Raw genomic sequence first — 24,544 nt, 5'->3', positions numbered from 1 at the left:
TCCTCCTTAATTAGCAGATGTAGCAAAATTTATTTCTATCATTTGATGTCCTTTCACCTCAGGGACACAAAATGTCAATTCGCCGGTAGGATGATAGGTGAATGGAATCTGTCGACACTCAGGAACACAGCTGACGGACTTGACGGCACGAGGTACCCATACCACGCAATTGATATCATGAAGAGGGATGACTGTATCAACGATATCCATCGTATCACAGCTACGTTCAGGAACGTAGTGAAGCAAATGGAGTACCCACCTCTCATGTTCGTCCTGTGTCATCAGGTTGGTTATGATTGTCGTAGGCCCCGAATGCTGGACCAAGGGATGCATGATCAGCATTCGCAAGGCATTGCGGACAAACGTCCTGCACCAAGGCGTAGCGTTATATTGATACAGTGAAAATACAGGATGGATAAAATATATGCTGTGTTCTGTACAGACAATGGCAGGATAGCCAAGTTTCCCGGAAGAAGGTGAATGTAAATGCGAACAGAAATGTTCCCAAGTACGATTGAATACGGGCAATGTCGTATTTGCAAGCAGTTTCCCTGTATCAGAAACCTCCACAAGGGCCCCCTGACGATACATGACATGTTCAGAAGGACAAAGTCCTTCTCCGATTCTACCAGTAGGGATAATGAAATCAGGACTGTATGGAGCCTCTCCTCTATAGGTAACACCCAAGTCCATGGCAAAAGCATCTCCATTCGGCAACAATCCGGCATGATACGAGCAAAGTAATTTTCCTCCCTCAGCAACATACATGGACAGTTTTCTGGCAAACGGCTTCGATACAGGAATAGAGTCAGGAAGAATCAATAGCTTATACTTGGAAAAATCAAAAGTACTGTCAATTATATCGAATTGGTACGATAGCTGCATCAATATTCTCGCCGCACCTTCTGTTGCCTTTGGCAAGTGTCCGACTTTTACAGAGTCTGTAAATTCTTCCTCGGTAAACAGTCCGATTTCCACTACGGGGACTGCTCCTTCACACCATGGGTCTTTTTGTTCTACAGATGCAAAGGCATCACCTATTTCCTTATACATAAATGAATCAAGCTTACCATTGGGTGTCAGTTGGTCTCCGATGATACAGTCACACCCATTTGCCAGCATGGAATAACACTCGAATTCCAAGGCAGCTTTGTTCCGATATGAATGGAAATCACCCCATTCGGTATGGAAACGTCCTGTCATACCCAGACATCTTTTGCCAAAGTTCCTTACATATTTTGCACATAGAGGAAAATCCATATAGCCCCATTCTCCTCCAGGCAAGGATTCAAAAGCAAAATAAGAATAATAATCCTGTACTGCTTTATCTACGAATCCGACATGGCCTTTGTTGTAGAAAATATTTAGTTTTGGATTGATCTGTCTAACCAAAGTTGATAATTCCTTGACCAAATCTGCATATGTCTGTAAAGAAAAAGCCCTTCGGTCATTACTGTCTGTCGGGTCCAGACCAAGTTCCTGCATTTTCCTGATACATGTCGGACAACAGCAATCAGTGAGGAACGCAGCATCAAACCATACACCTTCTGCAGGAACCATCTGGAGAACTTCCTGCAATTGCTTCTTGAGGTAATCCCGGTAACCAGTATTTATACAAAGATTCTTATAAAACCCTGCTTCAAAATATCCTTTGCCTTTGTAATCATCCAGCGCACCCTGAGGATTTATGCAAACCCATTCAGGATGTTCATCTGCACATCGCTTGTCCCATCGTATCGTCGTATAGACATTCACTGCAATTCCATGTGCATGGCAACTGTGTACTTGCTGTTCCAGTAAATTTCTCGGCTGCAAATGAGGATGTACATTCTGGGGGAAAAGCTTGGAATCATAGTAAAGGTTCCCATGGTGACAACGGGAAAACAACGTTATTGAATCGACATGAGCATCCTCAAGTGTTTTGGCAAACTCTTCCGGATCAAACTGGTCCCCTACAGGATCTATGGCACTGCTGGTATGGAAATCAAGATGAATCTGACGCAATCCTAGCCTACTCATCCACATTCTCTCCTTTGTCTCTACTGAGTCTTTATCTGTAGTATATGGACATGAGAGCAACAATATATGGAGTAATTTCAGCCTATTTGAACTTTCTTCAGACTTTGGAAAATTTTCTTCAAGTCTTGTGTGTCGTACCTATATTTGTTTTATGGAATGGGAAGGAGAACAACCAAAATATTTCTTGAAAGATTTACTGAAATAACTCACATCAGTATATCCGGCTTCATCGGCAACGGCAGCTAATGTAAAATTTGGATGTTCCCTCATAAATGTCATGGCGAATTCCAGTCTGGTTGCAATGATGTAGGCACGAAGAGATTGCTTCTTGTTCTTTTTGAAAATATCACAAAGATAGTTGGGATTTACACCAACTTCCTGTGCAACTATCGACAAGGAAAGTTCCTTGTCCTTGAAATGTAAATTGACATATTCAGCCGCTTTGTTGACTTTTTCTTCTACTGCAGATTGTGCAGCTGTCGGAGACGGCAACTGTACATACGCCATGATGCATTGAATCAGATGTGCAATCGTCGAAAAATCATTTTTGTATGTGGCCTTATCCATCTGGGCGATTTCATCTGCAAACAAAGTATGGAAATTTTGTCCTTTTTCAGCAAAATAAAGGGAAAAAGTCGATAGTATGGCAAAAAGGATATAGAACTTCTGATGCTCTTGGTGTGATTTCATAAGTATCAGTGCGGCTTTGACCTCATGCATTGCCTTGTCATATTGCTGAAGCCTCAAATAGACAAGCATCTGATTTTGACGAAAAGGCAAATCAGCAAGAATATGGGACAACTCCTTTTCTGTCATAATAACAAAAGAATTCGTTTCCCGTGCCTGTGGCAAAATTGACAGTATTTCCTGCCAAGCAAGATAGAGTTCAGATGGAGTTTGATACACCGTACTTATTGCTCCGCAAAGCTTATTTTTGAGTTTTGTCTCATACAAGGCATAGGATTCCTTTATCTTTGAAAAATAAGTTTTATCATCAAGCTGGCCAGAACAAAAGATTATGATGAAAATGCCCTTTGAATCAAAACATGGTGCATACGGAAACATATACATAGCAAAATCTTTTATAATATTCTTTGTTTCCATGTTGATTTCCAAAAAAGCAGCAATACAGATTTTTCCTTCAAGTTTTGATTCTTGAAACATAAGTCTGCTGTTTGGTACACCTGAAAGCAATTCAAGAACCGTCTGCTTCCTGCCGTCATTTCTGACTCTCTGTTCAAGAGTCAAAATCTTGTTTTTTTCCTTTTTGATCTGCAAGATCCGAGTACGGGCTTTGCGCAATCCGCGAACCAGTTCCTCTGGGTCAAGAGGCTTCAGGACAAAACTCAACACACCAAGTTCTATTGCTTGCTTTGCATAGGTAAATTTATTATAAGCCGTAAGTATCAATATCTGTGTATCAGGTAAGGCAGATGTAATCATACGGGCAGCTTCCAAGCCATTGTAATGTGGAATATTGATATCCATGATAATTATATCCGGACATGTCTTCTCTGCCATGGCAATGGCTTTTGAACCATCTTGGGCTTCTCCTATGATGTTCATGCCAAGTTCATCCCAAGGGATAGTTTTCCGAATCATTTTCAACTGTAAGGGTTCATCATCAACAACAAGTACCGTAATCATCATTCTCTTCCTTTTCCAATCTGTAGGGAAAACGTACAAGGACTGTTGTACCGCTACCTGGAATACTATGGATGGTCAAGCCATAAGTCTTTCCAAAGTACAATTGTATCCGTTTGTTGATGTTAGTCAGTCCAAAAGCACCCTTCGTAATTTCAGCTTCAGGAGCAAGCAGCTTCTGAGCCAATTCTGTATTCATCCCTTTCCCATCATCAATGATACGGATGCATATGTCTTTTTTGTCTGAAGATCCTATGATTTGGATATGCCCTTCAGTGTCCTTCTCCTTGACACCATGATAAATGGCGTTTTCAACCAAAGGCTGCAAGGTGAATTTGACTATCTGGCAAGAAAGAAGTTCCTGCGGCAAGGAAACTGAGTAAGAAATCTTGTCCTCATACCTAAATGATTGAATCTTGATATAACTCTTCAGGTTTTCCATTTCTTCCTGCAATGGTATCAGATCCTTGCCTTCACTCAAGGAAGTCCTATAGAACGTACTGATATCATGGACCATGGCAATAGCACTTTCAGGTTCATTCAAAGAGATAAGAGAACATACACTATTCAAGACATTGTAAAGGAAATGAGGATTTACCTGCGATTGCAAAGCAGAAAGCTCAAATTTATGCTTATTCTGTTGCTCAATGGCTACCTGTTCCATTAAATTCTGGATTTTATCTGTCATTGTATTGTATGTCTGTGCCAAAATCCCAATCTCATCAGCAGAAGTCACTGCAACATGATTGCTTCTGCCACTCTTGCCGAATGCCTGCATCGTCAAGACAAGATCATGAATCGGTTTCATCAGCTTATGTACGGTAATTTCATTGATAACAAAAGCAATCAATGACGCAAGCACGCCGATCAGATAGATGGTATAGATGATGTTTTTCCCTGGAGCAATCATATCACTGACTGAAATGAACCCAATCATCGTCCAATCAAGGGGAGCAATCGGCTGCTGGACTAAAAAGTAATCTGTTCCATCAAGGACTTGTATTCCCTTTTCATCAGTACCTGAAGTAACAATATCATGCAGTTGTGAAGCCGATACATGCAGTTTGACCTCATCAGAGGCAAATTCAATTTCAGCCGTAGAGGAATCAACTACGAGGAATTGTCCCATCTCACCATACTGGAGATGCATAAAATTGCTAAGCAAGAAATGGCTGTCATACAGAACCATAACATAGCCGATGATTTTACCGGACAAATAATCCCTGTAAGGTTGCAGATAACCAATTGAAACGGTATTTACACTCTTCGTGCCTTCCTCTGACGGAATAACAAGCCATGTTGGTTTCGTAATATATTTAAGTTTTGTAGTAAACAGCTCTTTTTGTTTATCTGCAAATTTTCGGACGGCATTTGTTGCAACGACATCACCGGCTGTATTAAAAATCAAAATGTTACTGAAAAGTGATGAGAATCTGATAGCATCAAGATAATCAAGGCGACTTTCTATATCCATTTGAGTGCGAAGCTTTTCAGAATACGGAACAGTATCAATTTCAAACCATCGCTGTACTTCAGCATCAGTCAGCAGCACTGTTGAAATCTGTTGGGCATCTTGGAAAACCTGTGCACAACCGGCAGATACCTGTTGGAATCTGACTGCATATTCCTTCTGTGCATTTTCAATCATGATATGGGTAAAAATAACCTTTATCAAAAATGTCAGGACCAACATTATGGCAATAATAGGAATAATGTTTACCAAGGTAAGTCTATGAGACAAAGATACATTCTTTAACTTATTGTTAATTGAAAGCATACCATCTGTTCCTTTTGCAACATAAGAACGCTGTTTTCGAATAAAATCAGTGAAAAGAAGAAATCATCAGCAAAAAGTAAGCCGGCAAGTTATACGATATGCTATCATTATTCCAACTATGAAACAACCAATGTTTTCGAACGGATAAAGAAGCTTGCATGGCAAAGCATGAATTTCCATTCCCTCAGGGTAGCCACTTTGTTTATCATAGTATCAATCCTACAATATCTAAAATAGAATAGGTATTGGATTTTGTACAACCGCAGAACACTTCAAATTTGAAAGTGTTGCTGATTATTCACCGGCCTGTCGGGCAAGCTTATGTCCTCAGCCTTTCCTCAAGCCAAAACCTCTCAGAATCTTTTGGCCAGTTCATTTTAGGTTGCCATATATTTCAATTCTTCAATGTTTTTCAATTTATGTTCTATCTGAATTCTATATTATTTACGTTATGATAGGGGAATCAGATGCCACGTACCTTTGATTACGGCTGTTAGGCTTATCTGGGATTGTCATTTTAAGTAATCCCGAATTTATCAAAGGTTTTAAATAGGTTTTTCTAAAATAATCACGGTTTGCTATTTTAATATAATCTTGAATTTCTTCCCTTGTATGAGGCTTTGAACAAAATCCAATAATTTCTTTTATATATTTTTTTGATAATAAATCTTGCATGTTATCTTGCATGTTATCTTGCATGTTATCTTGCATGTTATCTTGCATGTTATCTTGCATGGCTACAACATCCAAGTTGAAATTAACATTCTTCAAAACCACACGGAAATCCGATGACGAGGAATAAAATTTAGGTTTAAATTGTTCTCTATATCCGGGCAAATGCGCTGTTTCTAGCAGGATTTTACCTAATCCACTTCCACGACGTTCCATGTATTTCATTCTATGGAAAAGGTCTGCAATTACAGGATTACGACGTGCAGAACCAATAGATTTTATATCACGTTCTTGGATAGCTTTTCCTTCAAACATACCTCCTGGAGATTGTATTTCCAGACGGTCATCATACATATCAACATGGATTTCACTACCAAGGATGATGTAATCACGGTGAATCAAAGCATTGACAATTGCTTCTGTAATAGCCCTGCTTGCATAATCAGGTTTATCAATTCGGTACTGATTACCTTTTATAAAACGTGTCTTTGAATTATTACGAATGAAATCTTCAGTATTTTGCAGCAGATAAATCAAACTACCTTCGAATTCCTTATCATCAAGCGCATCATCAAATATAGAACCTTTTTCAAGCCCATTCCATCGTGTACAGAATACTCTTGAGTTATATACAATATGCTGGTCAGATAGTAACTTTCCTGCATTTGTCAAATACCCATTTTTGTTAGCCAAACCAAAGGAAATATAATCGGATGGTTCAAATACCAAGCCTGTTCTTTCACGGTAAGTAGCTTCTAAAAGTGTAAAGCTATAATCGGATTTCTTTGTATCTGTAATTAATGCATCAAATGAACGGTGAGTACCTTTTAATATCAATTCATTGAGAATATAATCTGGAGCAACAACACTTTCATTTCCAACACGAATAAAAGCCTCCATAATCCCATCAGCTTTGTAATAATAGGGTGTCGAACGCCCGGCTTCAACAGTTAAAGACAAAATATCCAATCCTTTTTCCTTTAAGGGAGTCAGAACAAACTGAGGAAGCGGAATAATGCGTTCTTTTATCAGCCTACTGATTGCTTCTGCATCTGACTGGACATTAGTGAGTCCAGTCACCTTGCCGTCATTATCTATACCAAAGAGAAGCTTCCCCCCAATTCCATTTGCAAAGGCACTGACGCTTTTAAGCCAGCTTTTTGGTTTCTTTGTTTCAAGTGCAACCTTAAAATCGCATTCAGTAGCCTCTGCAATCAGATTATGAATCATTTTACCTATCTCCAGTGTCTAATTGTCATTATACTAGATAATTCCAATTAAACCAATGGTTTTAATTATTGTCTCGTGCAAACTGTAACTTTTGGTTTTGGGTATCTTTATATGACCCCCATACCTACTTGGGCTGGGAAACGGAACAGCAGGAGGTACATGCAGCGGCAGGAGGGCTGTGGGCTGAATGTAGCGACCTTCACCGTCTTGCCGATGACGTATTACCTTTTTATGAGGACTTTCATTGCCATGCCTATGTCCTCCTAATGGTAATTGGACTCGGGAATCTTTCCCCGGTTATCATCTACTTTCCGCACAATGCAGAAGATGCATGAACCAGTCAATAAATTTTCCAAAGACTTGATTTCGTACGAAAAATCGTACTATTTTAATGATAGAGGTGCTGTATGATTACTGCAAAAACCATAAGCGTGAGAGACAATTTCAAGAACTTCTGCGACATCGCTGCAAACGGAGAGCCTGTGATTGTATCCCGTACCAAAAACAAAAACGTAGTGCTGGTTTCTGAATCCGAATTCAGAAAAATGGAAAAAGTCTATAACAATGCCCAGTATCTGGCAAAAATTGATGAGGCTATGCAGGCCCTGAAAAAAGGAAATGTGAAGGCCATCACCGATGAAGAGGCCAGGAAGCTGGGACTGTATAAGGACTAACATAATTTTCTCACCTAAAGGTTTTGCCGAATACACTTCATAGCTGAGGAATACCCATACGACCTAGGAAAAAATCAACAAGCTCATACTTGAGATCGTCCACAAAGGGGTTCTTGAAGGTCCCGGCAATCCTGAGCGGCTCAAATACAAGGATAAGGAAATTTACAGTAGACGAATCAACCAGAAGGACAGACTGGTTTACACAATGACGGAACTTGGCCTTTTCATCATCTCATGCAAAGGTCATTACGAAGAATATTGACAGTTTGTGGATACCTGAACAATGCTACGATGGAGAGCTTCCTCGGAGTACTGAAGGACGAATGTCTGCACAACAAGGAACGGCTAAAGCAAAGTCTAGGCTGGCTATCCCCTGCAACATATCTTGAATGGGACCGTTATCAATGGTCGTCAGACAAACACTTAACGTAACTAGAAAACATACTGCAATGAAAAAACAGATCGGCCTGTCAACCTGTCGGGATGCAGTGTACCGGAAAGTGTAAATTTTTAGGGAGCAAAGACCATATATATATAGTCTGATAAAAATCAAAGAAACAGTCTCTGAAGGCAATAACTGTTATAAAAATAGCAATAAACATCCTTAAAAACAAGAAATCTGATAACATTTTTGGGTTAATAATAGAAAAATATTAAATAATAACAAGTTTTACGGTTTATAATCGTAAAACTATTGATTTTCTCTCTCTTCGGATATATATTTGTCGTATGATTCAGAGAGAATTCTATTTGAATAAAATGATTTCCGCGATGGACACTGACTTTGTCAAAATCATTACCGGTGTCAGACGATGTGGAAAATCTTCACTTCTTGCCATGTTCCGTGATTACCTTGTTACAAAGGGTCATATCACGGAAGAAAACATCCTGTATGTCAACTTTGAAAAAAGCGAATATTTTCCATTGCAGCAGGGTGATGCATTGCAGAAATATGTCCAGGAACGAATCACTGATGATGGCAAACGACGATATGTTCTCATCGATGAAGTTCAGGAAATCTCTGAATGGGCGAAAATAATCAACAGCATCCGCGTCAGTTTCAATGTCGATTTGTATGTTACCGGTTCCAATTCCCGGTTGTTTGCAGGTGAACATCTTACCTACCTGACCGGAAGATATATAGAAATACGTATGTATCCGCTTTCTTTCTCTGAATTTATACAGTTCAGAGCCGAATCATCTTTGCAGACTGCTGGCATGGACAAGGAAAAGCAATTGGCTGAATATATTCGTATCGGTTCATTTCCTGCGATGGCCTTGACGGAAAACGAAGATCTCAAAACAGCGATTATTTCCGGTTTGTTTGATTCGATTTTCAGCCGTGATATCTTGCTTCGAGGAAAAATAAAGAATATAGGTTCTTTTTACAAAGTTGCAAAATTTGTATTTGAAAATATCGGCTCACCGATTTCTGCGCATTCAATTGCCAATACCCTTAAGACCGAATGTCATAGGATATCCGTAGATGCAGTCGATGCGTACCTTCAGCTTATGTGCAATGCCTATATCCTGTACCAGTGCGAACGATATGATATCCGAGGAAAAGAACGACTGAAGACAAACGGTAAGTATTATGTCATAGATACTGCACTCCGTAGCCAATTGCTTGGATCCAGACCCTCAGATGTGGGGCACATCATAGAGAATTTGGTATATCTGGAGCTGAAACGCCGCGGTTATGAGGTTTGTACGGGAAAGAACAATAGTAAAAAAATCGACTTCATCGCAGTAAGGCAATCGGAAACTTCATATTATCAAGTATGTCTTTCCGTTGCCGACGGATCCGTACTGAAACGAGAACTTGATCCGTTGCTTAGCATAAGGGATAACTATCCGAAATATCTGATCACTACAGACCACCTGGATTTCTCACAGCAAGGGATCAGACATATAAATCTTCTTGAATTCATGAACAATTGATTTCATAGATGAAATTGATGGCTTAAAAACAAACACCTTCTGTAATCCATGAGCTGGGTTACCCTGAACGCACGATACTTGTTTCAAGGTACAGGCAGTACCGAAACCTTGGAAAAGAACAAGCCACCTTCAATGCCTATACCACAGAGTAACACAAGGAAGCAACTCCAGCAGGCAAGGATGAGGATGGCATCCTGGAGAAGGCTGTGAATGTCAAGAAGATTTTCCAAAGGAAAAGTCCTTGCTGAAAAAACTCCTTACCGATAAAAATATCATACCGCACACAATACGGACAGGAACTGCCTGCCATTACTGCTGGTCGGGATGGATTTGGAAAATGGAACAGGCAGGGCTGGTACGCTCGATGGCAAGGAAAGACTACACGCCTGATAACTCGACATGTGAAGGCTTCTTTGGACGGCTGAAGAACGAGATATTCTACGGTAGGTCATTGAGGGACGTAACAGTCAGTCCGTTCATCAAGAAAGTTGCTGCCTACATCAGGTGGTACAACGAGAAGCGGATCAAGCTGTCACTGGGTGGGCGAAGCCCGCAGGACTACAGGAAGAGTCTTGGTCTGGTATCATAAGAAAAGGTCCGAACAATCGTCCGAACCCCCAGAGAAAAATGAAGCTTAGATAGAAACTAATCCTACAAGTAATTTTCTCTTCTTATCATTCTGGAAATTGCTACACTTCCAGTCATACGATACACAATTAGGTTTAATAAACAGAATCACTGACTAACGGCTGTTCAATATAGCACATTAGTTTTTTATTTATAAAAACCTTTATCTTGATATTTGTTGCTCTAGGGAACAAAGGTAAATCTGTTAAAGTAATATTTATTGGATTAGCATAATCAATATAAAAATCAACTACTTCTTGATACACATGATCACGCTTATTTACCCAATCAAACGATACCTGAACATTTAGTTTCCTTAACTCATTTACGGAAAGCTTACTCATTTGATAATTCATATAACTATATTTAGCATATGTATCAGAAAACACTACGCTACAAATTCTGTTATTATATGCACAATCAGTAATAAACAATCCATTTTTATAAAAAACTTCTTTGGTCGGGACCTTCACTATTGGACTATATTTTTCAAACAGCTTGATGCTTACATCTTTTATACAATTGAGAAGCGTAATTTTTTCTATATTATTCCTACATACGATAAACTGCAAACAAGAAGAAATATCAAAAGAGCCTGGGTATACTATTTCTGCATGACGGAATCTCTTGTCTTCTGAAGGATTGGACATAGGTCCATTTCCATAAATTTTATCAAAATCCAATTTTGCAAAATTACTTGCTCCGGTATATAAAGAGGACCCATAGCCAGATTGTGGATTTTGTGAAAATTGGGTGCCAGGCATTTCCAACAATTTTCTAAGATTAAAAAGAAAAAAAATAGGAACAGGGACATTTGCATTTGTATCACCATCATAACGCAATTGGCTGTGTTTAAATCCCTCATTATGATATTGGGTAGGAGTCATTGGCCTAAAATAAAACCGAACGAATTCGGTTGTTTTTGAGTTTGTCATGTTTATGACCTGCTTGCTAGCATTGTCACTTTTCATCAAATTTTGTTCTGATGCCTTAACACGACTATAAAGATAACCAGTTCTTAGAATATTGATAGCATTTGTAATATTTGTATAATGAAATGCGAACTCTGGCCACCATGCGATTTCTGAATGATTCGCACAATTATCTGTTATTATTTCTGGAAAATTCATTCAGTCCTCCTTAAAAGAAAAAACACGCCCGACACCTTCATTTAATTGGTATCCATCAATCATTTTTTCAGTATTTTTTTCTTTAATACGCACTTCTGATAAATATCCTAAGGAATTAAGCAATGCATAAATCAGGCTTGCATCAACTTTTTTTTCATCTTTCAAAACAAAAGACTGCGTACGAATTTCATCCCATAATTCTCTAAAATTATCTTCTGGTACCAGTATAGAGAAATCATTGCTATCTCCTCTAAAAAATTTCAAACCATTATCCCATTCTGCTGACCATTGATCCCCGTCAAAACCGAACGAATAAGGAGTAAACAAATCCTTCCTACTATGTATAATATCATCCTTGACACCATTGAAGGATAGGTCTTTTGCATGTTGCCTAAGCCATTTGATAGTCTCCGCTTGATTTTTATGCTCAGGCTTCACCGTTTCATTTTTTCCAAGGTAGATATATACATCAATAGGAAGTGGTTCTAAATATTTCTCCATCAAAGGCTTTACTTCTTCCCATTTCAATTCCCCATTTCCACAACCAAGCCTAGGAAAAGCTATGGATACTATATGTTTTTCGGAATAAGTCCGAACGAACTTCATCAAACCTTCTTCGATATATTCCATTCGTGAAGGTTTTCTCCAATGTTCTTTGGTCGGAAATAACAAAATCCAATGATCAGGAGCATACCATAACATCAATTTTCCAATCTGTAATTGCCTTTTTTCACAAACATTTCGATATTTTTCAAACATATCAGGATAGCGTTTTTTATACTCCAAGGCTATTCCCTTTCCCATGACACCTACTGTATTTACGGTGTTTACAATAACTTGTGCTGGACTTTTAAATAAATCTCCTTCTAAGTACCTAATCATAAATCTGTCCCTCTGATAATTATTTTGTCACCATTTGGTAGAGTAAAAAAACATTCCAGTTTACACCCGGTAACCATTGCAATATCTTCCAATTCATCAATAGTAAAAGTTCCCCTTTTAATTTTCTGGCTAAAAGCCTGAGGTGACTTATCTAGACGTTTTCCAATTTCTGTCAATGATAAATCTGTTTTTACGCTAAGTATTTTCAATTGTTTGTCAATTCTCATTTATTATCTCCAAATACACCTATTTTAAACAATAATATTTAATTTATCAATAAAAATATTAAAAATATTTCTATCTTTTAGAGCTTTTGCAAATCTTATGAATGCCTGAATGAATGTTTGAATGAATGTTTAGTGCCAATGCCTATTTACTCAAAAGTTATGCAGAATAATTACAAAAGGCCAGGAATGACCACATCTGCAGCCTTTACAGTCCTTGCGGGCCTACAACATTCATTAACTAACACTTTCCCAAATCGTAGGACTATATCATGATTTCCCGGGTCTTCCACTCTTCCTTGCCGCTCCTCACCTTCTTCACCCTCTTCAGCACGGCCATGATCTTCCTGTAGGTCAGGCTTTCCAACAGCCCGGCCCTGTCGAACGCGTCAAGCAGCCTGTAGGTGAGCACCGAGGCAAGGAAATCACAGAACTCGCTGCCGATGACCGAGTAGTCGTCATGCACCCGTGTACTGCCAAGCGAGCAGGCCGACTTGTAATAGCGCATCACCAGCTCGATCTGTCGCTTATTCCGCAAACGGGATAATCGACAGAGGTATTCTAAAAGGTGTGCAAGAGCGTGCTGCACATTACCAAGGGCTGCCAGTGCCGCCACCACTACTACAGCAGCATCGTCAGCAGCTACGTCTCCCTGGTCCTCATCCAGTACATGATGCTGGCCGTCATAAAATGCAGCGATGTCGACGAAAGGACGATCGGCGAGCTGTTCTTCTACATGTGCGACCAGATGGCGGATATCTCCGCCCACACGGTTTTGGCCCTCATCATCAAGGCCGTCTTCGACGACATTCCACAGTCCTTCTGTCTTGTGCGCGATATGATGTTTTCATCGGCAAGGACTTTTCCATCTCTGAAAAATCTTCTTGACATTCACATCTGTCTTTCTGAGTCGGACAGGACAAGGCTGATGGATATCTTTCTGAAACACCTTCCCGATACCCTCGGAGAGAATCTGAAGGCAAGTGCCTGATCAACTGCGAAACTTCAGTTTATACATATATAATCTGCAAAAGTCATCGGATGTCACGGTAACAGCCCCTTTTTTGCAGTACCTGTTCCATGGTCGCTACAGGCTAAAGCCAAGAATAAGAACAAACTATTGCAATAGCAGTTTTTTCAGAACTTCAAAGGACTGTGGAGTTTCCTGATGCTGCAATACAGCATCGAAAATATCCTTTTTTTCATTTTGTAACTTAACAATTTTTTCTTCGATTGAATCTATCGTAATCATTTTATATACAGAAACAGTTTCTGTTTGTCCGATACGATGTAGTCTGTCAATAGCTTGGTTTTCCACTGCAGGATTCCACCAAGGATCATACACAATGACATCATGGGCAGAGACAAGGTTAATTCCTGTACCTCCAGCCTTAAGACTAATCAGAAAAATACCTATATCAGCACATTCAAATCCCTCGACAATACTTCCTCGATTTTCTGTTGTACCGTCAAGATACCAATGCGGAATATGCTGTGCAATCACCCATCTCAAAATAATTTTCAACATAGACGTAAACTGACAAAATACCACAATTTTCCGTCTTTCACTGATTAACCGAGCAACTAAATCACAAAATTGGTCAAATTTACCACTACTGTGTGCATGATTGAAATTCAACTCAAAAGGCAACAACTGAGGGTGGCAGCATATTTGACGAAGTCGTAGTAAGCCATTCAATACAATTACTGAATTATTCGTCATTACATGGGAGGATCCATGCTTCTGCAATGCCGTTCGTATCGTAATAAGAATTGCATCATACAATTCCCTTTGCTTGTCATCCATAGAATTATATATAGGAATAAATTGTTTCGGAGGTAATTCTTTGAGTACCTCTTCTTTTGTCCTCCGAAGCAATACTGGAGAAAGTATCCTATGAAGATAAATTTGTTTTTCAGAGGATACATATCTTGTGATAAATTCTTTTCGTTTTCCAAGATATCCAGGAAGCACAATATGATAGATCGACCAAATATCAGCTACAGAATTTTCTATAGGTGTCCCTGTCAATGCCAAACAAAAACGAGCTTTTAATTTCAAACAAGATTGGTGATGCTTTGTCCTGCTGTTTTTCAAGGCTTGAGCTTCATCAAACACAAGACAATTGAAAGTAGTTGAGGCAAAAAGTTGTATGTCATTATCTATGATTCCGTATGTCGTAATAATCAAAGTATGGGACTTAACAGTTTTCGGTAAACATCGCTTTGATTGGTAGTAAAGAATTACATGGGCTTCAGGGAAAAAACTGGCAATTTCATGTAACCAGTTAAATAAAAGTGTTTTCGGTACCACAATAAGATCAGGAACACTGTTTTTTGCTACCTCATTATCTGAAAGCGTTGCCAATGTCTGGATGGTTTTTCCCAATCCCATTTCATCGGCCAGACAACCTCCCAACCCATTCATATACAGATATTTCAACCAACGGACTCCAACGATTTGGTATGGGCGTAATAGATTCAATAATCTATCGTTGATATCCAAATGAACATCTACCAGTTGTCTTTTAGGTAAAGTATTCACGATTACAGGTGATATGTGGCTATCGGACAAAAAGTCAATACTTTCCTTCAATCCTGACACAGGAATGTGTACAGTATTCTCTTGCCGAGGAAATTTCAAAAGTTGTTGTATCGAATGAGGAAACAAAAAAAAGGCATCATCAAGCTGCACCCAATCCTGATGATGTTTCAGCATATCCATAAGTTTTGTCAACGCATACGTTTCACCTTCAATAGAAACAGAATCACTTAATTCAAACCAATCTCGTTTTTTCTGTGAAAACTCCAAAGCCTTTCCTTGGTATATTTGTACTGCTCTATTATCTCGAAACAGTTGTACACCGTGGGAATAGGCAAAAACACAGGCTTCATATAATTCTGGTAATAAAACAGCATAGATATTTGCTTTTCTATGATGCCACGGACTATGCAAAAACAGTTCTGTTGTTTCTTTCTCTACTTTCAAATTTCTGAAACAACCAGAAACCATCAGTTTTTTTGAATCTGGATGTATATCTTCGTTCCCATACCGGAAATATAAATGTCCTTCTATCTGGGAAATATTTGTAGCATCTTTTTCTAAAAGAAGTATGGATTGCGGCAGACATCCTAAGAGCTGTTTCTCAACTGTAGTTTTAGCATTTTCATACCAGTACAATGTATGATCATGAAAATAAATTTGCATGTTACTGATTTCAAGTATATGTCCTGGCGAAAATTTATCAGCAAAATGGTGTGTAATTTTTGTTAACAATGAAACTTTACCCAGTTTCTCAAGTCGGTAAAACAACATTCCGCTGGTAGCAACCAGAGAAAGCAATTGTAAATCCTGACACAGTACAAGAGCCTTTGAGATTTGTTGCAACTCGCCAGTGTGCAAAGATGTTTGCATAAGTTTTAATAAAGAATCATTTACAATATTGATATCAAAGTTAAAAATATCAACAGGATGCAATAAACCTGAAAAAATTCCATTTCCGACTATTTTTTTCTCGCCACTATAGGTTTCCAAGCAAAAAGCATGATATTTTTTTGAAGTGTATATATCCATTACTACAATAAGATAAGGATCAGACATAAAAATACCTATCGGCGCATATCATCCTTTTATAAAATGACATTCTTACAGTTTCAGAACATTTGGTCTCAAAATGGATGTTCTCATCTGTAGCTGAAGAAACAGGAAGATATTGTAGACGGCATCCACCCCCGCAGATATATTTGACAGGACAGTCATTGCAAGGACGGACATGTTCTACAGCCACAGCAGATTTTGTCTGCATTGACATACTCAGTATCTGTTCAAGAGGCATTGAAAGGATATTACCTACAGATTTCAACTGTGGCAATCTGTTACACCAATACACGTTTCCATCGGCAGCCAAAGTAAGACCTCCATAGCCACAACCTCTGATGCGTTTTTTAGTCTTGAGATTCATATAGAAATTCTCTGCAGCATAATCGGGATATAATTCTTCGACGATTCCGTAAATTATCTGTCTGTACCGATCATTAAGTTCTGTCGATACCTCAATAGCTCTTCCAGGCATCAATTCATAGGAAAATTTAATTTGTAGATTCGGATAATGAGAAAGTAGCTGATGACCGAAATTTATATAATGCTGTTGAAAATCAGCAACATTTTCGTATAATGGCGTTACAGAAATTGATAACATCACACCTGCATCATAAAGCAAATCCAAGGACCGGAGCACACGGTCAAATCCGTTCACTTTTCGTACAAATGCATAAGAATCTGCATCAAATCCATCAAGACTGAGCTGAACTTCACTTAAGACTGGAGCAAGTCTAGCAATCAGCTCTTCTGTCCATAGGAGACCATTGCTCAACACACAAATCTGAAATCCCAATTTATGTGCGAATTCACAAAGTTCAGGAAACGCAGGATAAAGCAATGGTTCTCCACCACTGAAAGTTACTGTAGTAAATCCTGCAGCGAACAAATTTTCAAGCACTTTTTGCCATTGTGACAATGACAATTCAGCATAGGTAACATCACCAGAGGACAAGTAGCAATAAGGACATTTCAGGTTACATCGATTTGTAAGATATATAAACACTTCTGATGTCTGCAGAACATAATCCTTGGATGAATGTACAAAATCTTTCGCTTCGATTTCAGCAATAACCGAAATAACAGTTTCCCGCTTAAATTTTGCCAATACCTCGGCAATTGTTTTTCCTTCAGCAAGAGCACGGTAAACTTTTTCTCCTCCCTGTGGTAAGACCAACCAATTACATCCTTCCGAAAAAATTACCAGCTCTTTATCTTCAACCGAGACATAAGCAACTTCTTGAGGAAGGATATACCGCATATGGAGATTTATTTCTTTACTGCTCATATTGCTTTTGCAAACTCAAGACAACTATGTAGAAACTAATTATTATTTTTTGAACAATTTCTAAAGCAATACATCATGCCGACTCTACTTCTGGTAGTCTTAGGTTCTTTCTTAGTCCAACTTACGGTAAAAGACTGTTTTCTGTTGTGATTTTTTTCTTTCATTAATTTCTCCTCTATCTATTTTCGCTTAGACAATATGATGTGACCTCCTGAGTTTGCAAAGACGTGAATTCGGCTGCATACTTAGGAAAAATAAATCTTACAGTATGGAGCGTTAGCACATACAAATCGGAGGTCACGATGGAAAGTATAATTTATGTAGGGGTGGATGTCCACAAGGCTACCAACAGCGTCTGCATGTTCGACAGGGAGCACAACCGCTACCTGGGAGAAGCCGCAAGGATGGAAGCGGGGGCGCAGTTCCTCATGAAGTTCCTGAGGAAGGCACGCAGGGACTTCGCCCTTGCCCCGTCAGTACGGTTCCTCGTCGGCTATGAGGCCGGTCCCACGGGCTTCGGGCTGTGCAGGGCGATGAACAAGGAGCAGGGATGCACCTGCGTGATCATGGCGCCGACCACCATAGCGCGGGCATCGGGGCAGAAGGTGAAGACCGACAGGCGCGATGCGATGCTGCTTGCGGTGACGCTTGCCAACGGCACCTACAGGAAGGTGGTCCTCCCCGACGGCGAGGATGAGGCGGCGAAGGAATACACGAGGATGCGCAATACCCTTGCAAGGCATCTGAAGAAGGCGAAGCAGAACCTCCTCTCCTTCCTGCTGAGGACCGGCTACTCCTATCCGTTCCCCGGTTCCTACTGGACCGGGAAGTTCAGGCAGTGGCTGAAGTCCATACGGTTCGGGAACGGGCTGCTCCAGCTGGCTTTCGAGCAGTACCTGCAGGAGACGGAGGACCTCAGGGCCAAGCTGGAGCTCATAGACGCCAGGATAGAGGAGCTGGCGGATTCGGAGCGCTACAGGGAAAAGGTGGGCAGGCTCGTCTGCTTCACCGGCATACAGACGCACCTGGCCCTCTCGTTCTGCTGCGAGGTCGGCGACTTCAGCCGCTTCCCCGATGCACGGCGGTTCGCAAGCTTACTGGGCATATGCCCGGGACAGGAATCGAGCGGGCAGAAGGTGAGGTACAACACGATAACGAAATGCGGCAACACCAGGCTTCGGCTGCTGCTGGTGGAAGCGGCGAAGGGCATCAAGAGGAGCAGCCCGTACGGCAAGTCGAAGCGGATACTCGCGAGGCAGCAGGGACAGTGCCCGTCAGTCATAGCCTATGCGGACAGGGGTTCCAAGCGGGTGAGAGGCAAGATCGCACAGCTGGAGAAGAAGGGTGCTTTTGTCAATCACTTTTCAACAATCAAATTTCACCAGCACATCGGTCAGAACTTGTCGTAGGAAAATCACAACGGACCATTCGCCCTCCCTTACAGACAAAGCGAACATGTTCCAAGCAAGCAACATCCTTAAGTGGATTACCATCCACAGCAATCATATCAGCATCATAGCCTGAGGTAAGTTGCCCGGTTTTTCGCTCCATCAAATGTGCAGCATATACGGTTACGCCCTTGATTGCTTCCTCTACAGGCATTCCTAATTGTACCATATAATTAACTTCTTTCCAAAGTAAGCCATGATTGGCATCGCTTCCAACCACAAACCGAGGTTTTGCAGCAACCAATCTTGACAGCCTTTTTTCAACTTCCGCCCGATAGTATTTCACTTTCTCGGCATGAGCAGCAGGACACATGGGTAATCTCAAATCATCCATGAAAATACCGGGTGTAAAACATACCGTTGAATTACTTTTCATAATTAATTCAATGTTGTGTTCATCAACCCAATAGCAATGGTCAAGAACAGAAATGCCTTCTTCAACACAGTATTGCAGTCCTTGCCCTCCTATGCAATGAGCAGAGGTCTTTATGCCACAACTATGAGCTTCATCGATAACAGCTCGGATTTCTTCCCTCCTGAGATACCAGTCAATATGTTCACTTGGAGTTCCGGAGGTAACAAAAATTTTCAACCAATCAACTCCATGATGCAAGTTTTCGCGAGCCTGCTTTCTGAATTCTTCGACCCCTGAAAAAGCCTTGCCGACATATCCATGTCCATGTATCCCCTTCATACCAATACCTGAGACCTGCATCCAAGGAGCTATGATGTCTTCGCATGCAGCACTGTCTCTCAGGACAATGTCAAGATAATATCGATCACCCATACATCTCAGACCCGTTATACCCTGGTACAGATCATCTTTTATGGCTCTCAGAGCCCGAAGTGTTTGTACAGATTCAGTATCATCCATCATGTCCAGATGTCCAGGAATCCGAGCATCCAATGCAAGATGGGAATGACAATCTATCAACCCCGGAAGCAATGTCACCGAAGACGGCAGTACAACATCAGCAGAATCAGCAGTTCCGGGAAGAATAGATGTAATTGTTTTTCCCTCAATGGTAAGTATTTTATTTGTTTCAAGATGTAGATCAGCTCCTGCAAGCAAATGCGCGACAAACAACCTAATCATTGCAAACCTCCTCAGCACTTGCACATTTCTTTCTATGAGACAAATAGTTACGTAGGACAGGCCAAGCAAAGGAAAGGATAATGAAGAAAAGAAATACATCAGTCAAAGGTCTAGTAAAAATCAGTGCAAAATTGGTATACATCGTACCAGTCAGCTTAATGGCTTCCTCAAGCATAGGCCCCAACAACAAACCAAGCGCTACAGGAGAAAGAGGATAGTCATATTTTGTCATAAAGTAGCCAATGATTCCGGCACCATACATAGTAATAACATCAACAAAATTCTGTTGAATAGAAAATGAACCGACCGTAGCCAACGTGACGATAATCACTATCAGGATTTGTTTTGGAATAATCAAGACTTTGCCAGCAAAACGGCAAAACAACATACCAAGGAAATACAACAAAATATTAATTATCGCAAAGCCTACCAGAAGCGTATACACTTCACCAGCATGGGCACTAAAAAGCAAAGGGCCCGGACGTAGACCATGGATGATCAAAGCACCAAGAAAAATCGCTGCAGGAGCACTTCCAGGGATACCCAGCGTCAATAAAGGAATGAGCGAACCTCCGGTAACACCATTGTTTGCAGCCTCACTCGCAACAATGCCTTCAGAAGATCCATGACCAAACTTTTCAGGATGGGTACTGGCTTGCTTTGCTTGGTTATAAGAAAGGAAAGAGGCAATGTCAGGGCCTGCTGCCGGAATGATACCTATACCTATTCCCAAGAAGGTCGATCTAAGTAAATTACGGAGATTACTGAATACTTCAAAAGCAGAAAAACTCATTTTGCTTATATGAGCTTGTTTCTGTCTATTCTCTTCATGTAAGCTCTCAATCATCCTAAATACTTCAGGCATGCTGAATAAGCCAATCAACACAGAAACAATTTCAAAACCACTTGATAATTGATAATTACCAAAAGTAAAACGGGGAAAACCAAGGACTGGATCTTGTCCGACCGTTGCAATCAATAACGAAACAAAGCAAACAAACAGTCCTTTCTTCATATTATGTTCACTGAGCGTAGATACTACGGACAACCCAAAGATTGCTATCATCATTTGTTCCGGAGGTCCTACTTTCATGGCAACGATTGCTAGAAGAGGCGCCCCCAAAAGCAAAGCCAACGAGGAAATGAATCCACCAAAAGACGATGCCATAGTCACCAAGGACAAAGCCCTGCCACTTTCGCCTCTCTCGACCATAGGTCTGCCATCCATAGCAGTCGGTACGCTTGCAGGAGTACCAGGGATGCCAATCAAAACAGCAGGAATCGAACCTCCATACACACCACCACAGTATATTCCTGACAATAGCAACATTGCTGCACCCGAAGAAAGCACATATGAAAATGGTACAAATACAGCCACGCCCATCGTTGCACTGAAACCAGGCAACGCGCCAAAAATAATTCCAATGATAATACCAAGTACCATAAAAAAGAAATTTTGTACGGTAAATACCCCAGACAAGCCCAAAAGAATGTTGTGAATCATCATAACGCTCCCGAAAAACAATCAAGAAAATATATGTCCAGTCGGTAAATAGACATTGAGGACATCGGTAAAGAATATATAGAGCAACAGAGTAACGACTACAGGAAAAATAAACAGCACTTTCTTACCAGGTATTTTCAGATATAAAAGACTAGAAAACAAAAACAGCAAGGTAGAAATCACATAGCCGATATATGACATTAGAAAAATATATGCTATAACAGCCAATGCAAACACACAGACATGGATTACACACCAAGAGTCCAGATGCTGTTCTTCTTTTTGCTTATCGAACAACAACCATAAGGCAAGGACAAAACTAGCTATCAACAATACCAAAGGATAGTGTGCAGCAGTTGCAGGCATTGCCGGCAATTGCGTTGCAAAGGCAACAAGCAGACCAATGAATGCCAAGATAAACAATCTGTTACCATTAAGTTTTCCCATCGATTTTTCTCCTTTCTTTATCAGAAAACGGCCAGATAAATTATCGGCCGTTTTCAAAAAACAATCAGTTGGTTTCGCTTAATGCTTTCGTAATCAATGCCTTATACGTTTCATGATTCTGATTGAAATAGTCATGGAATTGGTCATATCCCATATACTCAGGGAAAGAACCAGCATTTTTTGCAGCTTTGACATATTCAGGATTATCAAAAGCTTTTCCAATTGCAGTATCCACAGCATGAATTATATTATCCGGTAACCCAGCCGGAGCAATGATACCTCTCCACATTGTATGCGTGTAGTCAACGCCACATTCCTTGATAGTTGGAATCTGAGGGGCTACATCAATCCTCTTTGCACTCGAGACAGCCAAAGGAATGACATTGCCTGCCTCAATCTGTGCAAGGGCTTCACTCACGAATGGTACAGCTACCATACAATTGCCACCTGCAACGGCAGTGACTGCCAGTGCACCACTCTGGAATACCATCCTCTTGAATGAAATCCCAGTGGCTTCTTCCAAACTCAGCCTTAAGAAATCATGACTGGTCCAGGCCCCACCAAGTCCGAAAGTTACCTGACCCGGATGCTGTTTTACATATTCAACCAACTGCTGGAAGCTTGTAATACCCGAATTTTTTGAAGCAACGATGATATGAGGATCATTGGCATACATGGCAATAGGAGTAAAGGATGTATTATCATAGGTAATTCCCTTAAACAGAAGTTGACCATTGGACATCAGGCAATCTCCATAACTAAGTGTATATCCATCAGGTTTTGCTTCAGAGACCTGAGTCCACCCAATGGTCCCACTGCCACCGCTTACATTCTGTATGACAATATTTTGGCCAAGGGTCGGTTCCATATATTTTGCAAGCAAACGAATTGTAATGTCTGAACCTCCGCCTGCACCATAGGGAACCACAATCTTAACAGGTTTCGTAGGGTAACTGTGATCAACCTCCGCTGTACCATTTGCCATCAAAGTAAAACTGCATACACTGGCAATAATCAAACTCAAAAAAATCTTTTTCATTGTTTTCTCCTTTTGTTTTTTCTTTTTATTCTTGTGCAAGATGCTCAGCCATTCGACTTACCATCCTGACTGCATTCTCAAATGCATGGGGATTGACAACCCCAGTTCCAGCTATATCATAGGCTGTTCCATGAGCACAGGTGGCAATCGGCACAGGCATCCCCCCTGCAATCGTTATGCCTTGGTCAAAACCTTTGAGTTTGAGTGCAATCTGTCCTTGGTCATGATACATAGTCACGACTCCGTCAAAATCACCTTTGAAAGCCTTGATGAACGTAATATCAGAAGAATAAGGCCCTGTAACATCAATACCCATAGCTTCTGCTTTTTCAATGGCCGGTGTGATGATTTCAATTTCTTCAGTGCCGCACTTGCCGTTCTCGCCACAATGGGGATTCAAAGCGCAGATGGCAATCCTAGGCTTCTTGACTCCACTCGATTTCAAGGCTTCATTACATAAGAGAATCGAATTGTCGATCCTTTCGACAGAAAGACTGCTACTCACATCCTTGATAGGAATATGGCTGGTTGTCCTTGTGGACCATAAGTCATCGACGACATTTATCTCACCGAAAGGCCCGGTCACACCAAAGGCATGGGCAAGAAAATGGTGTTCACTTTCATAGAGACAGCCAGCTTCACGCAAGCCGGCTTTGTTCAATGGAACAAAGCAAAATCCTGCAATCAGTTTTTCCTTGCTCAATTGCACTGCTGTCGCCAGCATATCGATGCAGGCACGTCCTGCAATGAGGGATATCTTCCCGAATGGAACCTTACAAGGATCAACATTTTTTCGGTCCAAGAGGGGATAACATCCTTCTTGTTCCCATGAAGCCTCATGAGCATCCTCAATTGCATTGATGCATGAAGTTTTTCCGATGATATCGAATCCTCTTTGCATAACACGTATGTCACCGATGAACAAAGGTCTGCAATATGCATCGAAGAAATGGGAAGAAGCCAACTTGGCAAGTATCTCTGAACCAACACCAGCAGCATCGCCGAGCAATATACCTAGAACAGGTTTTTCATTCATACTCTGGAATCTCCTTATGTTAAATATGAAACGGACGAATCGCAGCATCAGCTTAGGTACTAGTGTCCCACATCCAACGGTACTCCATCCGTATCATTCTCCAAGCAACTTCCATGCCAAAATCCATGGAAGAAACAACCTTTCTGTCTTATAAGTAGGTATTGTTACGTAATTAGCATATAACCAGTAGTTAGCAGAAAAAAAAATCCCTATTCAAAATATAATTCATTTGATTTCAGATAAAACGCTCACCTATTTGTTTCAATCG

General features: G+C 40.5%; 21 protein-coding genes and 1 pseudogene. 6 read left to right on the top strand and 16 right to left on the bottom strand.

What is annotated here, in order from left to right:
• Positions 1–6: 6 nt before the first annotated feature.
• From LKE40_12700 to LKE40_12685, 4 genes are all read right to left on the bottom strand, one after another.
• Positions 7–2,019 carry a beta-galactosidase trimerization domain-containing protein gene (locus tag LKE40_12700; protein MCH3918289.1) on the bottom strand — a complete coding sequence of 671 codons (2,013 nt, stop codon included), beginning with the start codon at positions 2,017–2,019 and terminating at the stop codon, positions 7–9.
• 138 nt (positions 2,020–2,157) lie between these two features.
• On the bottom strand, positions 2,158–3,666 hold the full coding sequence (locus LKE40_12695; GenBank protein ID MCH3918288.1) for a response regulator: 1,509 nt from the start codon (positions 3,664–3,666) through the stop codon (positions 2,158–2,160).
• Positions 3,644–5,440: a sensor histidine kinase gene (locus LKE40_12690; protein ID MCH3918287.1), complete on the bottom strand. Its 1,797-nt coding sequence runs from the start codon at positions 5,438–5,440 to the stop codon at positions 3,644–3,646. Before LKE40_12690 ends, LKE40_12695 begins: the two co-directional genes overlap by 23 nt.
• 444 nt (positions 5,441–5,884) lie before the next feature.
• The gene (locus tag LKE40_12685) at positions 5,885–7,342 is read right to left on the bottom strand and encodes a putative DNA binding domain-containing protein (GenBank protein MCH3918286.1); all 1,458 of its coding nucleotides are present in this window, start codon (positions 7,340–7,342) and stop codon (positions 5,885–5,887) included.
• A gap of 407 nt (positions 7,343–7,749) precedes the next feature.
• Here LKE40_12685 and LKE40_12680 point away from each other — a divergent pair, with 407 nt between their 5' ends.
• From LKE40_12680 to LKE40_12670, 3 genes are all read left to right on the top strand, one after another.
• Positions 7,750–8,016 carry a type II toxin-antitoxin system Phd/YefM family antitoxin gene (locus LKE40_12680; GenBank protein MCH3918285.1) on the top strand — a complete coding sequence of 89 codons (267 nt, stop codon included), beginning with the start codon at positions 7,750–7,752 and terminating at the stop codon, positions 8,014–8,016.
• A gap of 94 nt (positions 8,017–8,110) precedes the next feature.
• The gene (locus LKE40_12675; protein MCH3918284.1) at positions 8,111–8,278 is read left to right on the top strand and encodes a type II toxin-antitoxin system YoeB family toxin; all 168 of its coding nucleotides are present in this window, start codon (positions 8,111–8,113) and stop codon (positions 8,276–8,278) included.
• A 509-nt stretch (positions 8,279–8,787) separates the two neighbouring features.
• A complete protein-coding gene (locus LKE40_12670) occupies positions 8,788–9,957 on the top strand; it encodes an ATP-binding protein (protein ID MCH3918283.1) in 1,170 nt (389 codons plus the stop codon).
• Positions 9,958–10,040: 83 nt separating this feature from the next.
• On the opposite strand, the gene LKE40_12665 is transcribed toward LKE40_12670, so the two are convergent.
• A complete protein-coding gene (locus LKE40_12665; GenBank protein MCH3918282.1) occupies positions 10,041–10,187 on the bottom strand; it encodes a hypothetical protein in 147 nt (48 codons plus the stop codon).
• A 77-nt stretch (positions 10,188–10,264) separates the two neighbouring features.
• Between LKE40_12665 and LKE40_12660 the strand changes: the two are divergent.
• Positions 10,265–10,546, top strand: a pseudogene (locus tag LKE40_12660) (IS3 family transposase).
• A gap of 133 nt (positions 10,547–10,679) precedes the next feature.
• Here LKE40_12660 and LKE40_12655 read toward each other — a convergent pair.
• From LKE40_12655 to LKE40_12640, 4 genes are all read right to left on the bottom strand, one after another.
• On the bottom strand, positions 10,680–11,714 hold the full coding sequence (locus tag LKE40_12655) for a DUF4433 domain-containing protein (protein ID MCH3918281.1): 1,035 nt from the start codon (positions 11,712–11,714) through the stop codon (positions 10,680–10,682).
• Entirely contained in the window at positions 11,715–12,596 is an 882-nt protein-coding gene (locus LKE40_12650) for a macro domain-containing protein (GenBank protein ID MCH3918280.1), read from the bottom strand. It abuts the gene before it with no gap.
• Complete coding sequence (locus tag LKE40_12645) at positions 12,593–12,823, bottom strand: XRE family transcriptional regulator (protein ID MCH3918279.1); 231 nt, start codon at positions 12,821–12,823, stop codon at positions 12,593–12,595. Before LKE40_12645 ends, LKE40_12650 begins: the two co-directional genes overlap by 4 nt.
• A gap of 262 nt (positions 12,824–13,085) precedes the next feature.
• Complete coding sequence (locus tag LKE40_12640; protein ID MCH3918278.1) at positions 13,086–13,358, bottom strand: hypothetical protein; 273 nt, start codon at positions 13,356–13,358, stop codon at positions 13,086–13,088.
• Positions 13,359–13,400: 42 nt separating this feature from the next.
• On the opposite strand from LKE40_12640, the gene LKE40_12635 reads away from it, so the two are divergent.
• Complete coding sequence (locus LKE40_12635) at positions 13,401–13,811, top strand: hypothetical protein (protein MCH3918277.1); 411 nt, start codon at positions 13,401–13,403, stop codon at positions 13,809–13,811.
• A gap of 126 nt (positions 13,812–13,937) precedes the next feature.
• Here LKE40_12635 and LKE40_12630 read toward each other — a convergent pair whose 3' ends face one another.
• Together LKE40_12630 and LKE40_12625 are read right to left on the bottom strand one after the other, a co-directional pair.
• On the bottom strand, positions 13,938–16,421 hold the full coding sequence (locus LKE40_12630; protein MCH3918276.1) for a DEAD/DEAH box helicase: 2,484 nt from the start codon (positions 16,419–16,421) through the stop codon (positions 13,938–13,940).
• On the bottom strand, positions 16,414–17,706 hold the full coding sequence (locus LKE40_12625) for a radical SAM protein (GenBank protein MCH3918275.1): 1,293 nt from the start codon (positions 17,704–17,706) through the stop codon (positions 16,414–16,416). Before LKE40_12625 ends, LKE40_12630 begins: the two co-directional genes overlap by 8 nt.
• Positions 17,707–18,008: 302 nt before the next feature.
• On the opposite strand from LKE40_12625, the gene LKE40_12620 reads away from it, so the two are divergent.
• Positions 18,009–19,115, top strand: a complete 1,107-nt coding sequence (locus LKE40_12620; protein ID MCH3918274.1) for an IS110 family transposase — start codon at positions 18,009–18,011, stop codon at positions 19,113–19,115.
• On the opposite strand, the gene LKE40_12615 is transcribed toward LKE40_12620, so the two are convergent.
• The 5 genes from LKE40_12615 to LKE40_12595 form a co-directional block, all read right to left on the bottom strand.
• Positions 19,078–20,250, bottom strand: a complete 1,173-nt coding sequence (locus tag LKE40_12615; protein MCH3918273.1) for an amidohydrolase family protein — start codon at positions 20,248–20,250, stop codon at positions 19,078–19,080. The two genes, LKE40_12620 and LKE40_12615, sit on opposite strands and share 38 nt — an antisense overlap.
• Positions 20,243–21,754 carry a tripartite tricarboxylate transporter permease gene (locus LKE40_12610; protein MCH3918272.1) on the bottom strand — a complete coding sequence of 504 codons (1,512 nt, stop codon included), beginning with the start codon at positions 21,752–21,754 and terminating at the stop codon, positions 20,243–20,245. Before LKE40_12610 ends, LKE40_12615 begins: the two co-directional genes overlap by 8 nt.
• Positions 21,755–21,775: 21 nt before the next feature.
• Entirely contained in the window at positions 21,776–22,201 is a 426-nt protein-coding gene (locus LKE40_12605) for a tripartite tricarboxylate transporter TctB family protein (GenBank protein MCH3918271.1), read from the bottom strand.
• 64 nt (positions 22,202–22,265) lie between these two features.
• A complete protein-coding gene (locus LKE40_12600) occupies positions 22,266–23,240 on the bottom strand; it encodes a tripartite tricarboxylate transporter substrate binding protein (protein ID MCH3918270.1) in 975 nt (324 codons plus the stop codon).
• Positions 23,241–23,265: 25 nt separating this feature from the next.
• Positions 23,266–24,276 (bottom strand): 4-hydroxythreonine-4-phosphate dehydrogenase PdxA, encoded by a 1,011-nt coding sequence (locus LKE40_12595; protein ID MCH3918269.1) that lies wholly within the window; start codon positions 24,274–24,276, stop codon positions 23,266–23,268.
• Between the last annotated feature and the right edge of the window lie 268 nt (positions 24,277–24,544).

The sequence above is a fragment of the Spirochaetia bacterium genome (assembly GCA_022482625.1).
In the GTDB taxonomy this organism is placed as follows: domain Bacteria; phylum Spirochaetota; class Spirochaetia; order Sphaerochaetales; family Sphaerochaetaceae; genus Pleomorphochaeta.
This window is presented reverse-complemented; position numbering and strand designations above follow the sequence as displayed.